This window comes from Streptomyces sp. NBC_00557 (assembly GCF_036345995.1).
Lineage (GTDB): Bacteria > Actinomycetota > Actinomycetes > Streptomycetales > Streptomycetaceae > Streptomyces.
Genome location: NZ_CP107796.1, coordinates 7,703,157 through 7,719,152, shown reverse-complemented (window position 1 = coordinate 7,719,152; position 15,996 = coordinate 7,703,157). Strand labels below are relative to the sequence as shown.

The window sequence follows — 15,996 nt, the reverse complement described above, 5'->3', positions numbered from 1 at the left end:
CGCGGTCACCGGCGCGTCCTGCTCGGCCGCTCCCGGGACTGACGCTGGCGCCCGGGGCGGCGCGTCGGGTGGCCCACCGGCCGCAGGCAAGCAAGAGGGAGCGGCGCCGCCGGCCGCGGGTTCCCCCACTGGCCCGGCGGCGCCGCTCCCTTGCGTCCATCGCATCACCCCTCCGCCGTCGGCCTCCCTCTCCGCGCGGGGCGTCGAGCGTCAGGGCAGCTTCACGAACGGCGCCAGGAAGGACCGGGCGCCCGGGGTGTCGAGGCGGTAGGCGACGTTGGTGGCGTAGCAGGGGGTGTCTCCGGTGATGGTCGTGGCGGCGAGGACGTTCCTGCCGCCGACGACCATGAAGTTGGGGCCGCCCGAGTCGCCGTAGCAGGCACCGCCGTTGCCCTGCGGAGCCGTCATGGCGAGCCGGACCCAGGACGGGTTGAGGGCGTCGAAGGTCAGGGGCGCCTTCATGCGGACGCCGCCGCCGGGGTGGGTCTGGCCACCGGGCCCGTTGGCGGCCTCCTGGGTGCCGTACCCGGCCACGAACCAGTCGGTGGAGTTCAGGCCCTGCGGTGCGAGCGCCCCCAGTTGACCGGCCGTCGGCAGGGCGGCCGGAGTGAAGGACCAGCGCGAGGCGACCTTCGCGGCGGGCAGTTCGATCACCGCCATGTCGTGCGGGTCGGAGGCGGGGCCCGGATAGTCGGGGTGGGTGTGCGCGACGCCCTCGACGGCGACGGCGTTCGCCTGGGCGGCGGGGTCGCCCGGGTACTTCTTCGCGGCGGCGTCGAGCCCGGACTGGACGTCCTGGTCGAGCGAGACGTAGAAGCGGACGCCGGCCGGCCAGTCGCTGGTGCAGTGCGCGGCGGTCAGGAAGGTGTTGGCGTCGATCATCGTGCCGGAACACACCCAGTCGACGCGGTCCGGGGTCGCCGGGTCGTTGTCGTCGTCCCAGGTGGCCACGAGCGCCCCGACCTCGGTGCGTTCGGGCGCGGGCGTGGCGTTGTAGGAGTTGATCGCGGAGGAGGGCAGCGCGACGGCGAGCACGGTGGCGCAGGCAGCCGCGGTGACGGCGGTGACGCGTAGGGCGGTCAAGAAGAACCCCTTCACTGGATGTGTGGGACAGGTGTTCTCCTGTGGGAGGTAGGAGCATTGAAGTGGGCGGGGCGGCCCGGGGCAAGACGGCGTTCCTCCTGACATCGCCGCGGGATCGGGGAGGTGTCCCTCCCCCGGTTCCCGTCGGTCAGCCGGATGCGCTCAGCGGTCGCGCGGGGCGCCGGCCTCGACCACCCGGAAGCGCTCGGCGACGACGAGGGTGTCGTCGTCGATGACGGGCGTGTGCCCCAGGAACTCGCTCACTCCGGCGCTCCGGAAGAACTCCTCGTGGGCGGCCCGCCACTCCTTCGCGTCGCGGTAGCCGCGCCCTTCGGCGCGCGCGAAGTCGTCGTCGATCTCCCGGACGGGTACGCCCCGTACGTCGACGACCTCGATGGTGACGGCCGGACGCCCCTCGGAGTCGAGTACCGAGAACCGCTCGCCGGGGCGGGGCACCGCCTCACCCGCGTGCTCGTAGATCTCCGCAAGGCCCGTGAGCGCGGTCTTCTCCCCGCTCAGGATCGCCGCGACGCCACGGTCGCGTTCCGGTCCGGGAAAGGCGAGTTCGAGCACCGGCAGATCGTCGTGTCCCATCGGGAGAGCGTACGAGGCCCGGTGGTGGTGCTCAATGGCCGGGCGAGGCCGGGGCGGTCCGCGGTCGGCCGCGGCCTGAACGGCGCGCTCTTGCATTCTTCCGGCGGCCCGTGGGACGGCAGCACCACTTTTCATCCCTACGGGTGAATCGGCGGATGGATGTCCGGAGTCCTCCTGCTCTGTGCGGTGTGCTGAGTCACGCGGGCCTGACGCCGTCACAGGCCGGTCGGAGACAGGAGGGGGCGGGACGTATGCGTGGCTTCGTTCTGTGCGCGTGGCTGCTGACCGCCGGACTCGGCGGATACCTCGCCACGGTCTGGGTGCGGCACGGCGGTCTGCGGCAGCGTACGCCCGGTGTGACGCGACTGCCGCTGTGGCTCGTGCTCGGGCATGTGGCCCTGGCCGTGGCCGGGCTGGCCGCCTGGACCGCCTATGTGGTGGGCGGCGTGCGGAGTTCGGCCTGGGCCGCGTGCGCGGTGGTGCTGATCGTGGCCGCGTTCGGCTTCATGATGCTGCTGCGCTGGCTGCCCAGTTCCGGCCGCCATTCCCACGGGGCCGCCACGGCCGAACGGCACTTCCCGCTCACGGCCGTGGTCGCCCATGGCACGGCCGCCGGGGCGACCGTGCTGCTGGTGCTCCTCGTCGTCCTGCGCAAGGCGTGAGTCGTACGGCGAACGCCCCGGCCGGGTTCACTTCGCGGCCGGCCGGCGACGCACGGCCGCCAGCACCAGCGCGCCCACCGCCGTCACGGCCACCGCGCCCGCGGCCAGCACCGGCATGCCGTCGCTGCCCGTCGCCGCGAGGCTGCCGCCGGAGCCCGACGCACCCGGCGTTCCGGACGCCGCCGAGGCGCCGGTCGTGCCCGTCGTGCCGGTCGTGCCCGTGGTTCCTGTGGTGCCCGTGGTACCCGTGGTTCCCGAACCGCCGGTCGACTGGCCGTGCGGGTCGTTGCCCCCGCTGCCCGAAGCGGCGCCGCCGTCGCCGGAGTTCCCGCCGTTCGTGCCGCCGCCGGAGGTGCTGGTGCCCGGGCCGCCGTCGCGGGTCACGCCGACGTTCAGGTAGGCCGTGTCGTTCGCCGGGTTCCTGTCGAAGTCCGGGTGGATGCCGTACACGGAGCTGACCGTCACCTCGCCCTGGGTGTCCTGGGCCTTCTTGCCGATCTTGAGGACGAAGGTGTAGTCGAAGGACTGGTCGACCTCGAAGGTGTGGTCCGCGGGTGAGCACACGTACACCGCGTGACCGGGCCCGGACGGACCGGTCGGGCCGTCGATCGCGAACGGCAGGCAGTCCTCGGGCACGTCGACGGCCACGGTGCCCTTCGGGATCCGCACCATGAGGGCCGGCTGGTCGTCGCTCTGCTGGTTCCGGATCCAGCCGGGACCGTCGTTGCGCAGCGTCGCCGTGACGCTCACCCTGCTGCCGGGCGCGCCCTCGGCCAGGTCGCCCTCCGCGTGCAGGTCGGCGGTGTTGTCCGCGGTGAGGTTCAGCAGCCGGTAGCTGTCGTCGTAGCCCTCGCCCGGAGCCGCGCCGGTGGGGCTCGTGCCGTACTCGACGGCCTCCATCAGGGCCTTGGGCAGCGCCTTGAACCGTACGGGCACGGTGACGGAGGCGCCGGGCTCGACGACCGTGTCCAGCCGGCACAGCGCCTGCCTGACCTGGTCGGGGTCGGTGGAGTACGTGCACCCGTCGACGTGTGCCGGGAAGTCGAGGCCGCGGGTCAGCCGGATCCGGAAGGTCAGCCCGTCCGCGGCCGCCGTGCCCTTGTTGGTGACGGTGACGGACCGGTCGTACACCTCGCCCGGCTTGGGCGCGGCGGCGGGCAGCGCCGAGACCACCAGATCGGGGGCGGTGTCCTCGGCGTGCGCCACGGGCGCGGCGAGCAGCGGGAAGCCGATTCCGATCGCGGTGGCGGCCACGCAGGTCGCTGCGGGGCGGAAGGCTGAGCGCACTATGGGACTCTCCTCGAAAGGCGCGGGACACGACCCGGCCCGTCAACGGCCGGTTGATCATGTACTGGACACGCGAGGAGGGCCAGAGGTTGTGCGCGGCGCCGGAGCCGGGCCGCACAGACGCGGGGCAGCGCGCTCCGCGACGACCGGGCCCTGTGACCGACGAGCCGGAGCGCACCCTGTCGGGTGACCGTCCCTGCGGGAATCCGGTCGTGCAGGGTGACCAGGCCTGGTGGGACGGCGGATTCCGTGGTGTGCTGGTGGTGGCGGGAAGGACCGAGAACAGACGCGGGGAAGCGGCTCGCAGCCGTGCACCGCGCAATCCGGATCCGCGAGAAGCGGGTGGCCCTTCCCGCCCTGGCACGCAGCCGTCCGCCGCGCCGTCCTCGCTTCCTGGCCCGCACTGTGCGGCGACGCCGCGGGGGCGCAGGTCAGCCGCGTCCCCCGCTGAGATTCCCCCACCGGGGTCCGATCTGCTTCCACTCCTCGTCCCACTCGGCCATGCGCCGCTTGATCAGCCGGCCGCGGACCACCCATCCCGCACCCCAGACCGCCGCGCCGGCCGACGGGGCGACGAGCACGCCGGTGAGGGCCGCCTGCAGGTCCGCCGCGGCGCCGGTGACGGGCGGGGAGACCACATGGCCCGCGCGGTCGGTCCACACGGTCACCTGGGACCCGGCGGGGACGCCGGGCAGGACCTTCGCCCGGTCGGTGTGCACGGCGCCGTGGGCGTCCGTCCAGCGCACGGTGGCCCAGACCCGCCCGTCGGCGTAGCCCGACCCGGAGGCCGAGGTCCGCGCCGCGCCGTCGGTGACCACGGCGGACACCGGATGCACCTGCGCCTGGCGGGAGGAGAAGGCCGCGCTCGAGGTCTCGGCCGCGGCGAGCCCGGCAGCGGCGCCGCCGAGCACGGCGAGCACCCAGGTCACCAGGACGATCCAGGCCTCGACGACGTCGCTGTGCCGCCTGAGCGGGTTGCTGCGCCAGCGCCACAGCCGTACGGGTGTGACCGTCGTGGGAGGTGTCCGGGTCATCGTCACCGCCTCCTTACGCGCACCGACGGCTTCGTCGCCTCCCCTTCACGTACCCCTCGCCGGGCCGGAGTGCGCCGGGCGGGCGGCGAGCGGGCTCGGGGCGGTCTCCCGGACCCGGCCGTCGAGTGTCACCCCACCATCGTGCACCTCAATCCGGATGTCGGCGGGGCGAGTGCCCAAGAGGCTCCGGACCGGCAGACGGTGCGCCCGCCCTCGACGGCCGGCCGGGGCACCGCAAGCACCAACCAGTTCATCCCTTCTCCCATCATCACCCCGGATGCCGGTGTCCGGCCGACGACAGGTGAGCGGCGCGGTCCGGCCGTGCGCACCCGCCGTTCCGGCGACGGACCGGGCGCCGGGACGCGTCCCGTGGGTGGCCCCGGTGGCTCTTCTCACAATTCGCCTGGAACGCGCGTGATGGTGACCGCGGCCACTTCGGCGGGCGCACGTTTTCTCTACGTTCGTGGCCATGCCGTTTCACGTCTCCCCCGCCTCCGCACGCTCACGGGCCGGCGCCCTCCTGGCCTCGGCCGCGGCCCTGGTCTCCCTCGGCGCCCTGCACCCCGCGCCGGCCGCGGCCGTATCCGCTTCCGCCGCGTCTCCGCACGCCACGGCCGCCGTACTGGACCTCGACGGAGCCGGCCGCACCCCGGTGGTGCACGGAACGGACAGCGCGTACGACACCGCCAGCATCGTCAAGGTCGACATCCTCGCGGCGCTGCTGCTGAAGGCGCAGGACGCCGGACGGCAGCTCACCGCCGAGGAGCGCCGGCATGCCGAGCCGATGATCGAGCGCAGCGACAACACGGCGGCCGACGCGCTGTGGCGGCGGATCGGCCAGGCCCCCGGGCTGGCGGCGGCCAACAAGCGGCTGGGGCTGACCTCGACCACGGGCGGGTCCGGCGGGAAGTGGGGGCTGACCCGGACCACGGCGAGCGACCAGATACGGCTGCTCAGGGACGTGTTCGACGGCACCGCGACGTCCCCTTCCGGCTCCGCCGGCCTGAACGCACGCTCCCGTGCCTACATCCGCACGCTCATGGGCCGGGTCGTGCCCGAGCAGAGCTGGGGCGTCTCGGCCGCCGGCGCCTCCGGGACGCCGCGGGCGCTGAAGAACGGCTGGCTGCAGCGCACCACCACCGGCCGCTGGGACGTCAACAGCATCGGCCAGGTCACCGTCAAGGGACACCGGTACCTCGTCGCCGTCCTGTCCAACGGCAGCGCCTCGATGAGCGCGGGGGTCTCCCTGGTGGAACGAACGGCACGCGCGGCCGTCGCCTAGGCCCTGTCGTCAAACTCCCTCCCCCAGCCTTCGGCCGGGGGGACCCCCAGCCCCGCGACGCCATGCACGCTCCCCCACTGCCTTAAGGGCGTGGGAGGTGCCCCCACTCGCCGCACCGGGCCCCGGCCCAAGTACGTCCAGTACGAGGGCCAGGGCCCGGCACTCCCCCAGCCTTCGGCTAGCGGGACCCCCAGAGCACGCACCTACGGCATGCATCAGCTGCTCCGCAGCGGGCGCGAGGCCCGCCCTCCGGGCGGACGGCGGGAGTTTGACGACAGGACCTGGCGCCGCAGCGGACGTGCCCCTCGACGCCGCACCCCGGGGACGGTGTGACACGCCTGTGACAATCGACGGACGCGGCTATGACGTGCGCCGAGCAGGGTGGAGCAACAAGGGCAAATCGCCCTAAACGGTCACATCCCTCGCCGGAGGAGAGCACCATGAGCGCCACCCCCGCCACGCCGCACACCGGGGCCCCGATGCCCGCGCTGGCCCCGCGGGAGCGGGAGACGCTCGGGCACATCGCGGCGGGCCACACCTATCTGCAGACCGCCCGCCACATGGGAGTGTCCCCCCACACCGTGGACGCCTACCTGCGCCGCATCAGGGCCAAGCTCGACATCGCCAACACCGCCGAGCTGACTCGTGTGGCCATCGCCCTGGGGATGTGATCCGGGGCGGCGATCACGCGGAGCACAGCCGGGGACCGACCCTGCCGCCCCGGAGTGACGGGCAGGAAGCGGGCCGGACCGCGGCGGTGGCGGCATGGGGGACTTTTCGGGCGTCGTGGACGGGGCACGCGGTGGGGGCAGGACTTCCGAGCGGAGGGCGGTATCAGCATGAGCGAGTACGAGTGGTCCCGCACGATGCCCGCACAGCCCGAGCAGGTCTTCGACCAGGCGGCCAACATGGGTCAGCTCGACTCATGGCTCCCGGACGCCGTGCACGTGGAGGCCGAGGACCCGCCCGCCGTCACGGTGCACGAGGACCGCTACGGCCACGACATGCCCGCCCTGCTGCGGGCCGAGCCCGACCAGATGCGTCTGGAGTGGGGCACGCGCGAGCAGGGCAGCTACACCGGCTGGCTGCAGGTGTCCGGCATCGGCAGCGGGGCCAGCGAGGTCACCGTGCACCTGTCGTTCTTCGACACCGGTCACGATCCCGGCGAGGAGGCGGTGTTCAGCTCGCTGGACAGCAGTCTGCGGCGCCTCGAGGAGCAGGTGCGCCTGCGCGTGGACAACCCTTCCGGCTGAGACAAGGGGCCCGGTACGGGCCGCCTGTTTGCCGACGGAAAACGCTGGGGACCCGGGAGCCGGAGGTGATCGTCGTGCCTGAACCCGGCAGCAAGAAGTACGACACCCGAAGGGCGCGGCTGCGCAAGGACGCCGAGCGATCCGGTGTCTCCGACCAGGACGCGAACGCCGTCGCCAACGAGTCCCTGCAAGAGGACGAGCGGTGGCGGAGCCGGGGCCCGAAGACGGAACGCGGCCGCGGCCCCAAGGGCGAACGCCCAGGGAACGAGTAGGCGTGCTCAGGGCCTCCCCGGTGTCCGGGGAGGCCCTGAGCCGTACCTGCGGCTGACGGCTTTCCGTCATTGACCGGACCCGAACGTCCGGGTCGTGTAGGCGCACTCCGTGTAGATGTACCCGGGGCGCAGTGCGGCCGTGTCCGAGGCCGGGGCCGCGGTGCTGCCGCCGTTCGGCTTGTGCACGAAGTAGGTGGTGCCCGCCGGGAGGCTGATGGTGCGCTGCGGGTAGTGCCGGGAGCTGTCGCTGCACGGCTTGAAGCCGGTCGTCAGGGTCTCGGCGAGGGTGTACGTCTGGCAGCCGCCGCAGGCCTTGAGGGTGAAGCTGCCGGTGACGGGACCCGTGTAGAGCACGGTGATGTCGTGCGGGCTCGCGTTCTTCACCGTGACGGAGATGCCGCCGCCGGAGGCGGTGGTGGGCAGCTTCCTGCCGGCCTTCGGGAGCGTCTGGGCGACCTCGGCGGCTATGGCGATCTTCTTGGCGCGGGCGGCGTTCGGGGCGTTCTTGTTGTCGGCGACGAACTGTTCCATGGTCTTACGGGCGGCGTCGAAGTCGCCGTCCTTGTACTGGTCGACGCCACAGGCGTACTCGCCCGCGTCGCCGCTGCGGCCGGCCTGTCCGGCCGCCCCGGCCAGCGTGCCGTCCGCGTCGCCCGACGACTTCGCCAGCGCGCCGATCCGGGTGTCGAGGTCGCGCAGCCGCTGGACCGCGGCGCAGGGTGCGCCGCCGCTGACGGCCTTCTCCGCCCGCCGTACCGCCGCCTCGACGGCCGGGGACACCTTGGCCGCCGCGTCGGACCGCGGGAAGGTGTCCAGCAGGTCGCCGAAGCGGGCGTCCCAGTCCGTCCCGCCGGCGGTCAGGCGCTGTGACCCGCACTCCCACAGGGAGTTCGCGAGGCGGTCGTCGGGCCAGCTCGCCAGTGATCCGAGCTGGTCGTCCGGCAGTGTGCCGGGCACCGTGCGCAGGTATTTCAGCGGTTCGACGGCGTCGCAGTAGTCCTGGTGGCCGTAGGCCGCGCCGACCGTCGTGTAGTAGGTCCGCAGGCTGTCGGGCAGCCGCCGGGCGGCGCGGGAGCCGGCGTGGTGCTCGGCGAGGTCGCGGTAGACCTCCAGCGCCGACCGGTAGCCCGGCTCGGCGGACGCGAACGGCCGGCGGCCGCTCGTCGCCACGAGCCGGTCGGCCTTGTCCAGGCGGCCGAGGAGAGCCTGTTCCACGGCCTCGTGGTGGGCGTCGCGGTACCACAGCGCACCGCCCGCCGGCACGGCCAGCAGCGCCACGCCCAGCAGCAGGGCGAGCGGCGCCCGGGGCGGCCAGGGCAGCCGGGTGCGCAGTCCGGCGACCCCGCCGTGGAGGGCGGCGAGCAGCAGGACGAGGGCGTAACCGGCGACGGCTGCCGACGGAACGCCGTCGGCGTCGGCGGGCAGCGCCACGAGCAGCAGAACGACGGTCGCCGCCCAGCACGCGGCCATGAGCGCCCACCGCCGCAGCAGCGCGTAGCCGAGCCCGAGACCACTCATGTTGAGCAGGGCAACCGCGGCGGCGCGCCATCCGTCCGGCGGCGCGGGCGGCGGGCTCGTCGGCATGGGCGGGACGGGCGGCGGCGCCGCGAACCCCTGGCTCGGACCGTACGGACCTCCGGACATGCTCGCTCCCCCCGTCAGCGGCGCCCCCATGGCCGCGGATCCGCAGTGTACGGGCCCGCGTGCCGACGGGACAGAGGCCCGAACATCCCCCGCGCCGTTGGGATTTGAACGGGTCGACGCATGAGGAGACCCTTGATCGTCCCGTCCTGCGCCTTATTTGCCTCGCACCCCTTTTGTCCGATCACCCTGGGCGGCCGTGCCCGGCCGGAGAGGTCCGGCGGCATCCGACGACATCGGCGGCATCCGAGGGAAGGAACGGACGGGACATGGCCGCACGGGCGGCCGTGGCGGTGGGGCTGACCTGGCAGGCCTGCGCGCGGCTGCGAACGCCTGCGGTGAGGGCGCGCCCCCGCGGTTCGGCGGGCGGCCGCCGGCCCCGGCGCCCCCACCGCGAGCGGGAGGAACACGCCCGGGAAGGCGATGGTGCGGAAGCCCCCCGCCCGCACATGGGCGAGCACGGCCCCGACATGGAACAGCACCAGTCCGGCGCCTGCGGCGACCCCCAGCGGTTTCGCACCGAACAGCCCGAGCAGTCCTTGCGGACAGCCGCCACCTCCTCCCCAGGCGCGCCCCCGTCCGTCACCCAGCGTGACGTCAGGCCCTCCCGGGCGCTCGTTTTCCCCCGCGCGGCGCAATCGCGGTGCGCCGGAGGGGCGCGGGCCTGTGACCGGTGTGACCGTGGTGGAGGGAGTGGGGCCGGCAGACCTGCGACGAGGAGGCGGCATGCCCGACGGAAGCGGCGAGGGCGGAGCGGTGCGCGCCGCCGTGCTGGACGACCGGTGCGCCGGCGTGCCGCGCGGCCCGGCCGGCGACGCCTTCGGACAGCTGGGCGCCGTCGCGGACGCGGTGCTCTACGAGGGGTATCTGCTCTACCCCTACCGCCGGTCCTCGCCGAAGAACCGGGTCCGCTGGCAGTTCGGCGTCCTGCTGCCCCGTGACTGGGTGGAGCGGGACGGACCGGTCACACCGGGGGTCTCCGGCTCCGCGGACTCCTGGTACCAGCAGACCGAGTGCCTGCTGCGCGCGCGGGACGCGGACGCGGTCGTACGGGTGCGGGTGCGGTATCTGCAGATGCAGGACAAACAGGTCGAGGCGGCCCGTCCGGACGGGGAGCACCGGCCGGTGGAGTCCTTGCGCACGGCCGACGGCGCCGCACACCTGTCGTTCGAGGAGGCGGTGCCCCGCGAGAGCGAACTGGCGTTTCGGCTCGGGGAGTTGACGGGCGGCGGCCGTACCGCCCGCGTCGTGGCGCCGGCCGGCACGGACGCCGAGCCGCTGCCGGACGGCGCGGGCCGGACCGTGCGGCGGCGCCGTGAGGTGCACGGCGCCGTCACGGTCGCGGCGGAGCCGCTGGCGCCGGAGCTGTACCGGCTGCGGGTACGCACCGAGAACACCGGAGAGGCAGCGGACCCGGACGCCCCGCGCGGCGAGGCGCTGCGGCAGGCGCTGATCGCCACGCACACCCTCCTCGGCGGCGACGGCGCGGAGTTCGTGTCCCTGATCGATCCGCCCGGCGCGCTCGCCGAGCAGGCGCGGAGCTGCCGTAACGCCTTCACGTTCCCCGTGCTCGGCGGCGCGCCCCAGCAGGGCGCGACCGGCGCCGCCATGCTGTCCGCCCCGATCATCCTGCCGGACTGGCCGCAGGTGGCGCCGGAGAGTCCGGGCGACCTGCACGACGCGGCCGAGATCGACGAGATCCTCACGCTGCGCACCATGCTGCTGACCGACGAGGAGAAGGCCGAGGCAAGGGCCACCGACCCGCGGGCCGCGCAGATCGTGGACCGCGTGGAGGCCATGCCCCGCGAGGTCTTCGAGCGGCTGCACGGCGCGATCCGCTCCCTGACCCCGGCGGAAGCGCCCGCCGGCAGGCCCTCCTGGTGGCAGGAGGGCGGCGACGACGGCCTGTCCCCGGCGACCGACACGGTGCTCGTGGGCGGGGTGCGCGTCGGCGGCGGCAGCCGGGTGCGGCTGCGCCCGCGCGGCCGGGGCGCCGACGCGCAGGACATGTTCCTGGCCGGCCGCACGGCACAGGTCGCGGCGGTCTTCCACGACGTGGACGGCAGCGACCACCTGGCGGTCACGGTCGACGACGACCCGGCCGCCGAACTGCACGGCTGGTACGGCCGTTTCCACTACTTCCGGCCCGACGAGGTCGAACCCCTCGGCCCCGCCGGCCCACCGGGCCCGGGCCGGCCACTGCGGCCGCAGCCCCCGCGGCCCCCCGAGCGTCCGGCCGGCCGGCCGGAGGAGGGACGGTTCGATGGACGCCCTTGACGTCCTGACGCACGACCACCGGATGGTCGAGCAGTTGTTCCGCGACTATCAGGCCGCGGCCTCCGACCGGCAGCGGCGCGGCGTCGTGGAGCTGCTGGTGCGGGAGCTGTCCAGGCACGCGGCGCTGGAGGAGATGTACCTCTACCCGCTGGCGAGGAAGGCGCTGCCGGACGGCGACCGCGAGGTCGACGAGCATCTGAGCGAGCACATGGGGGTCAAGCAGGTCCTCCTCGGCCTCGACCGGCTCGGCGAGGGCGACGACCGCACCGACGAACTGGTCGAGCAGCTGCGGCACGAGGTGGCGGAACACATCCGGGAAGAGGAGGGCACCCTCATGCCACGGCTGCGGCAGCACGTCTCGCAGCCGGACCTGGACCGGCTGGGCCGGCTGATCGCGCAGGCGAAGGCGGGCGCACCGACCCGACCGCACCCGAACGCCCCCGACCACCCGCCCGCCCTGACCTTCGCGGCCCCGGTGGCCGCGGCCTACGACCGACTCCGGGACCGACTGCAGCGGAGGCCGAGGACATGACCACACACAGCGGCACCACCGAAGTGACCCGCGAACCCAGCAGGGCCAAGGCGCGCGGGGACGGATTCGACGAGATCCACATCCTCTGGATCTCCGAGGGCATGAGCTGCGACGGCGACACCGTGTCCCTGACGGCCGCCGGGCAGCCCTCCATCGAGGACCTGGTGCTCGGGCTCATCCCCGGCCTGCCGAAGGTGAACCTGGTCAACAAGGTGCTCTCCCCGAGCCTGGGCGGCGAGGACTTCCTGGCTCCCTACCGGGCGGCGGCGCGCGGGGAGTTGTCGCCGTTCATCCTGGTCATCGAGGGCTCGATCCCGAACCAGAACATCATCGACGGCGACGGCTACTGGACGTCCTTCGGCAACGACCCGGACACCGGCGAGCCGCAGACCCTGAACTGGTGGATCGACCAACTGGCGCCGAAGGCCTGGGCGGTGGTGGCGGCCGGCACCTGCGCGGCGTACGGCGGCATCCACGCCATGGCCGGCAACCCCACCGGCTGCATGGGGCTCGCGGACTATCTGGGCTGGGACTTCAAGTCGCAGGGCGCGCTGCCGGTGGTGAACGTGCCCGGCTGCCCGATCCAGCCGGAGAACTTCATGGAGACCCTGATCTGGGTGCTCTACCACGCGGCCGGAGCGGCGCCGCCGCCCCCGCTGGACCACATGCTGCGTCCGCAGTGGCTGTTCGGCAAGACGGTGCACGAGGGCTGCGACCGGGCCGCCTACTACGAGCAGGCCGACTTCGGCAGGGACTACAACTCCCCCAAGTGCCTGGTGAAGACGGGCTGCTGGGGCCCGGTCGTGAACTGCAACGTGCCCAAGCGCGGCTGGATGGCGGGCATCGGCGGCTGCCCGAACGTGGGCGGCATCTGCATCGGCTGCACCATGCCCGGGTTCCCGGACGCGTTCATGCCGTTCATGGACGAGCCGACCGGCGGTGCGCTGTCGTCGACGCTGATCAAGCCGTACGGCGCGGTGATCCGCCGGCTGCGCGGACTGACCAGCATGGCGGTCAACCGCGAACCCAAGTGGCATCACAACAGACCCGAACTGACCACCGGTTACGACCCGCACTGGCGTCCCTGACGGAAGGCCACCACAGAACCATGCGTACGACGAACGAGGGGCAGGAACCAGGATGACCACGACCGAGGACACCACGCGGGCCGGTGAGCGCAAGCCCGCGCAGATCGTGGACATGTCCTGGGACCCGATCACCCGGATCATCGGCAATCTCGGCATCTACACGAAGATCGACTTCGCCAACCAGGAAGTCGTGGAGTGTCACAGCACCTCGTCGCTCTTCCGCGGCTACTCGGTGTTCATGAAGGGCAAGGACCCGCGCGACGCCGGGTTCATCACCTCGCGGATCTGCGGCATCTGCGGCGACAACCACACCACGTGCTCCAACTACGCCCAGCAGATGGCCTACGGCGTCAAGCCGCCGAGGATGGCCGAGCACATCACCAACCTCGGCGAGGCCGCCGAGTACATGTTCGACCACACGATCTTCCAGGACAACCTGGTGTTCGTGGACTTCTGCGAGGCGATGGTCAAGGCCACCAACCCGGGACTGCTCTCCCGCGCCGAGCGCACCGACGCGCCGCGCGGCGACATCCACGGCTACCGGACCATCGCCGACATCATGAAGGCCTTCAACCCCTTCGAGGGCGAGGTCTACAAGGAGGCGCTGAAGGTCAGCCGGGTCACCCGGGAGATGTTCTGCCTGATGGAGGGCCGCCATGTGCACCCCTCCACCCTGTATCCGGGCGGGGTCGGCACCATGCCGCAGCCGAACACCTTCACCGACTACCTCGCCCGCCTGATGCGCGTCATCGACTTCGTGAAGAAGGCGGTGGCGATGAACGACGACGTCTTCGACTTCTTCTACGAGGCACTGCCCGGCTACGAGGAGGTCGGAAAGCGGCGGATCCTGCTGGGGTGCTGGGGCGCCTTCCAGAACCCGGACGTGGTCGACTACCGCTACGAGAACATGAACAAGTGGGGGAAGGCGATGTACGTCACCCCCGGCATCGTCGTCGACGGCAAGCTCGTCACCAACAACCTGATCGACATCAACCTCGGCCTGCGCATCATGCTGGGCAGCTCCTACTACGAGGACTGGGTGAACGAGCAGCCGTTCGTCACCCACGACCCGCTCGGCAACCCCGTCGACATGCGCCACCCGTGGAACCAGACCACCGTGCCGGTGCCGCAGAAGCGGGACTTCGACGACAAGTACAGCTGGGTGATGAGCCCGCGCTGGTACCACCCGGAGACCGGTCAGCACCTCGCCCTGGACACCGGCGGCGGCCCGCTGGCCCGGCTGTGGTCCACCGCGCTCAGCGGCCTGGTCGACACGCCGTACGTCAAGGCGACCGGCAACAGTGTGCGGATCTCCCTGCCGAAGGGCGAGGCGCTGCCGGAGACCACGCTGGAGTGGCGCATCCCCAAGTGGAGCAACACCATCGAACGGGACCGCGCCCGGCCCTACTTCGTCGCCTACGCCGCCGCCATGGCCCTGCAGTTCCTCGAGGAGGCGATGGGGCTGCTGCGGGCCGGCGAGACGAAGATCTTCACGGACTTCGAGGTGCCGGACGAGGCGATCGGCTGCGGCTTCCACGAGGCGGTGCGCGGCGTCCTCTCGCACCACCTGGTGATCAGGGACAAGAAGATCGCGAACTACCACCCGTACCCGCCGACCCCGTGGAACGCCAGCCCGCGTGACAGCTTCGGCACCCCGGGCCCGTACGAGGACGCCGTGCAGGGCCAGCCGATCTTCGAGGAGAACGGCCCGGACGACTTCAAGGGCGTCGACATCATGCGCACCGTGCGCAGCTTCGACCCGTGTCTGCCGTGCGGGGTGCACATGTACGTGGGCAAGGGCAGGACGCTGACGACCGTGCACTCGCCGACGTACGGGGCCGGCCATGGGTGACGGTCCGCGGCTCGCGGATCCGGAGGTGGAGGCGCGGCTGGCCCGGCTGGACGAGCTGCTCGCCGGTCTGGAGTCCGCGCCGGGGCCCGCCGGGGCCACGGCCGTCGAGGCGGTCCGGGTGCTGACCGAGGTGTACGGCGAGGCGCTGGCCCGGGTGCTGGACCTCGCCGGTGAGCAGTTGTCCGGGCAGCTGGCCGGGGACGAACTGCTGGGGCACCTGCTGGTGCTGCACGGGCTGCACCCGGAGCCGCCCGCCCGCCGGGCCGCACGCGCGGTCGACCGGCTCCGGCCCGCCGTGCGCGAGCGGGGCGGCGATGTGGAACTGGTCGGCGTCGAGGGCGAGGTGGCCCGGGTGCGGGTCAGCGAGTCCGGCGGCTGCGGTTCCGGCTGCGGTGGCGGGCCGACGGTCGCGGACGCGGTCCGGGAGGCGGTGCTGGCCGCCGCGCCGGAACTGACGGCGGTCGAACAGCTGGCGGCGGCGCCCGCCCCCGCCTTCGTACCGCTCGACACGGTGCTGGTACGGGAGGCGCGGTGAGCGTGGACGGCGCGCTGGCCCGGGTGATCCGCTCCGCCGCCGAACGGGACGGCCCCGAGCGGTGCGAGCTGTGCGCACAGCCCGTCCCGGAGGAGCACCGCCATCTGTACGCCGCCGAGCGCGCGGAGCTGCTGTGCGCCTGCGGGGCGTGCGCGGTGCTGTTCGCCGGGGACGGCGCGGGCGGCGGCCGGTATCTGCTGGTGCCGCGCCGGCGGGTGCGGCTGGAGCCGGTGGACACCGCCCCGCTCGGGGTGCCGGTGGGGCTGGTGTTCTTCGTGCCGCGGGCCGACGGCACGGTCACCGCGCAGGGCCCGAGCCCGGCCGGCGCCATGCGCTGGGAGGTCGACGCCGCCCGCTGGGCGGCGGTGTGCGCGGCCTGTCCACCGCTGGCGACCATGGCGCCGGAGGTGGAGGCTCTGTTGGTGAACACCGTGCGGGGCATGGACCACCACTGGATCGTGCCGGTCGAGGACTGCTTCCGGATGGTCGCGCTGGTCCGCCGGGAGTGGCGGGGCCTCGCCGGCGGAGGCCGGGTGTGGCCGGCCGTCGAGCGGTTCTTCACCGAGCTGACCGAGCGGTCGTGAGGACCGGAGAGGAGAACAGT

General features: G+C 73.1%; 17 protein-coding genes. 11 read left to right on the top strand and 6 right to left on the bottom strand.

Going from position 1 to position 15,996, the window contains the following annotated elements:
• Positions 1-210 precede the first annotated feature (210 nt).
• Together OG956_RS34300 and OG956_RS34295 are read right to left on the bottom strand one after the other, a co-directional pair.
• The gene (locus OG956_RS34300) at positions 211-1,083 is read right to left on the bottom strand and encodes a trypsin-like serine protease (protein WP_330341907.1); all 873 of its coding nucleotides are present in this window, start codon (positions 1,081-1,083) and stop codon (positions 211-213) included.
• A 162-nt stretch (positions 1,084-1,245) separates the two neighbouring features.
• A complete protein-coding gene (locus OG956_RS34295) occupies positions 1,246-1,677 on the bottom strand; it encodes an ASCH domain-containing protein (protein ID WP_330341906.1) in 432 nt (143 codons plus the stop codon).
• Between the two features lie 251 nt (positions 1,678-1,928).
• Here OG956_RS34295 and OG956_RS34290 point away from each other — a divergent pair, with 251 nt between their 5' ends.
• Positions 1,929-2,339 carry a hypothetical protein gene (locus OG956_RS34290; RefSeq protein ID WP_330341905.1) on the top strand — a complete coding sequence of 137 codons (411 nt, stop codon included), beginning with the start codon at positions 1,929-1,931 and terminating at the stop codon, positions 2,337-2,339.
• Positions 2,340-2,366: 27 nt separating this feature from the next.
• Here the strand turns inward: OG956_RS34290 and OG956_RS34285 are convergent, their stop codons facing one another.
• Together OG956_RS34285 and OG956_RS34280 are read right to left on the bottom strand one after the other, a co-directional pair.
• Positions 2,367-3,626, bottom strand: a complete 1,260-nt coding sequence (locus OG956_RS34285; RefSeq protein ID WP_330341904.1) for a hypothetical protein — start codon at positions 3,624-3,626, stop codon at positions 2,367-2,369.
• 431 nt (positions 3,627-4,057) lie between these two features.
• Positions 4,058-4,660 (bottom strand): Rv1733c family protein, encoded by a 603-nt coding sequence (locus OG956_RS34280; RefSeq protein WP_330341903.1) that lies wholly within the window; start codon positions 4,658-4,660, stop codon positions 4,058-4,060.
• 469 nt (positions 4,661-5,129) lie between these two features.
• Here OG956_RS34280 and OG956_RS34275 point away from each other — a divergent pair, with 469 nt between their 5' ends.
• The 4 genes from OG956_RS34275 to OG956_RS34260 all read left to right on the top strand — a co-directional run bounded on the left by OG956_RS34275 (position 5,130) and on the right by OG956_RS34260 (position 7,467).
• Entirely contained in the window at positions 5,130-5,942 is an 813-nt protein-coding gene (locus OG956_RS34275) for a serine hydrolase (protein WP_330341902.1), read from the top strand.
• 440 nt (positions 5,943-6,382) lie between these two features.
• Positions 6,383-6,613 carry a response regulator transcription factor gene (locus tag OG956_RS34270; protein ID WP_330341901.1) on the top strand — a complete coding sequence of 77 codons (231 nt, stop codon included), beginning with the start codon at positions 6,383-6,385 and terminating at the stop codon, positions 6,611-6,613.
• A gap of 168 nt (positions 6,614-6,781) precedes the next feature.
• A complete protein-coding gene (locus tag OG956_RS34265; protein ID WP_330341900.1) occupies positions 6,782-7,195 on the top strand; it encodes an SRPBCC family protein in 414 nt (137 codons plus the stop codon).
• A 74-nt stretch (positions 7,196-7,269) separates the two neighbouring features.
• A complete protein-coding gene (locus OG956_RS34260; RefSeq protein WP_330341899.1) occupies positions 7,270-7,467 on the top strand; it encodes a hypothetical protein in 198 nt (65 codons plus the stop codon).
• A 66-nt stretch (positions 7,468-7,533) separates the two neighbouring features.
• Here OG956_RS34260 and OG956_RS34255 read toward each other — a convergent pair whose 3' ends face one another.
• Together OG956_RS34255 and OG956_RS40315 are read right to left on the bottom strand one after the other, a co-directional pair.
• Positions 7,534-9,111, bottom strand: a complete 1,578-nt coding sequence (locus OG956_RS34255) for a hypothetical protein (RefSeq protein ID WP_330341898.1) — start codon at positions 9,109-9,111, stop codon at positions 7,534-7,536.
• A gap of 14 nt (positions 9,112-9,125) precedes the next feature.
• The gene (locus tag OG956_RS40315) at positions 9,126-9,836 is read right to left on the bottom strand and encodes a DoxX family protein (RefSeq protein WP_443065633.1); all 711 of its coding nucleotides are present in this window, start codon (positions 9,834-9,836) and stop codon (positions 9,126-9,128) included.
• Between OG956_RS40315 and OG956_RS34245 the strand changes: the two genes are divergently transcribed.
• The 6 genes from OG956_RS34245 to OG956_RS34220 are packed head-to-tail and all read left to right on the top strand — an operon-like array spanning position 9,835 to position 15,976.
• Positions 9,835-11,385 (top strand): hypothetical protein, encoded by a 1,551-nt coding sequence (locus OG956_RS34245; RefSeq protein ID WP_330341897.1) that lies wholly within the window; start codon positions 9,835-9,837, stop codon positions 11,383-11,385. The genes OG956_RS40315 and OG956_RS34245 overlap by 2 nt on opposite strands.
• Positions 11,372-11,917: a hemerythrin domain-containing protein gene (locus OG956_RS34240; RefSeq protein WP_330341896.1), complete on the top strand. Its 546-nt coding sequence runs from the start codon at positions 11,372-11,374 to the stop codon at positions 11,915-11,917. Before OG956_RS34245 ends, OG956_RS34240 begins: the two co-directional genes overlap by 14 nt.
• A complete protein-coding gene (locus OG956_RS34235) occupies positions 11,914-13,005 on the top strand; it encodes a hydrogenase expression protein HypE (protein ID WP_330341895.1) in 1,092 nt (363 codons plus the stop codon). The genes OG956_RS34240 and OG956_RS34235 overlap by 4 nt, the downstream gene beginning before the upstream one ends.
• A 52-nt stretch (positions 13,006-13,057) precedes the next feature.
• On the top strand, positions 13,058-14,857 hold the full coding sequence (locus OG956_RS34230; RefSeq protein ID WP_330341894.1) for a nickel-dependent hydrogenase large subunit: 1,800 nt from the start codon (positions 13,058-13,060) through the stop codon (positions 14,855-14,857).
• Positions 14,850-15,392: a NifU family protein gene (locus tag OG956_RS34225; protein ID WP_330341893.1), complete on the top strand. Its 543-nt coding sequence runs from the start codon at positions 14,850-14,852 to the stop codon at positions 15,390-15,392. Before OG956_RS34230 ends, OG956_RS34225 begins: the two co-directional genes overlap by 8 nt.
• On the top strand, positions 15,389-15,976 hold the full coding sequence (locus tag OG956_RS34220; protein ID WP_330341892.1) for a DUF5947 family protein: 588 nt from the start codon (positions 15,389-15,391) through the stop codon (positions 15,974-15,976). Before OG956_RS34225 ends, OG956_RS34220 begins: the two co-directional genes overlap by 4 nt.
• The last annotated feature ends 20 nt before the right edge of the window (positions 15,977-15,996 follow it).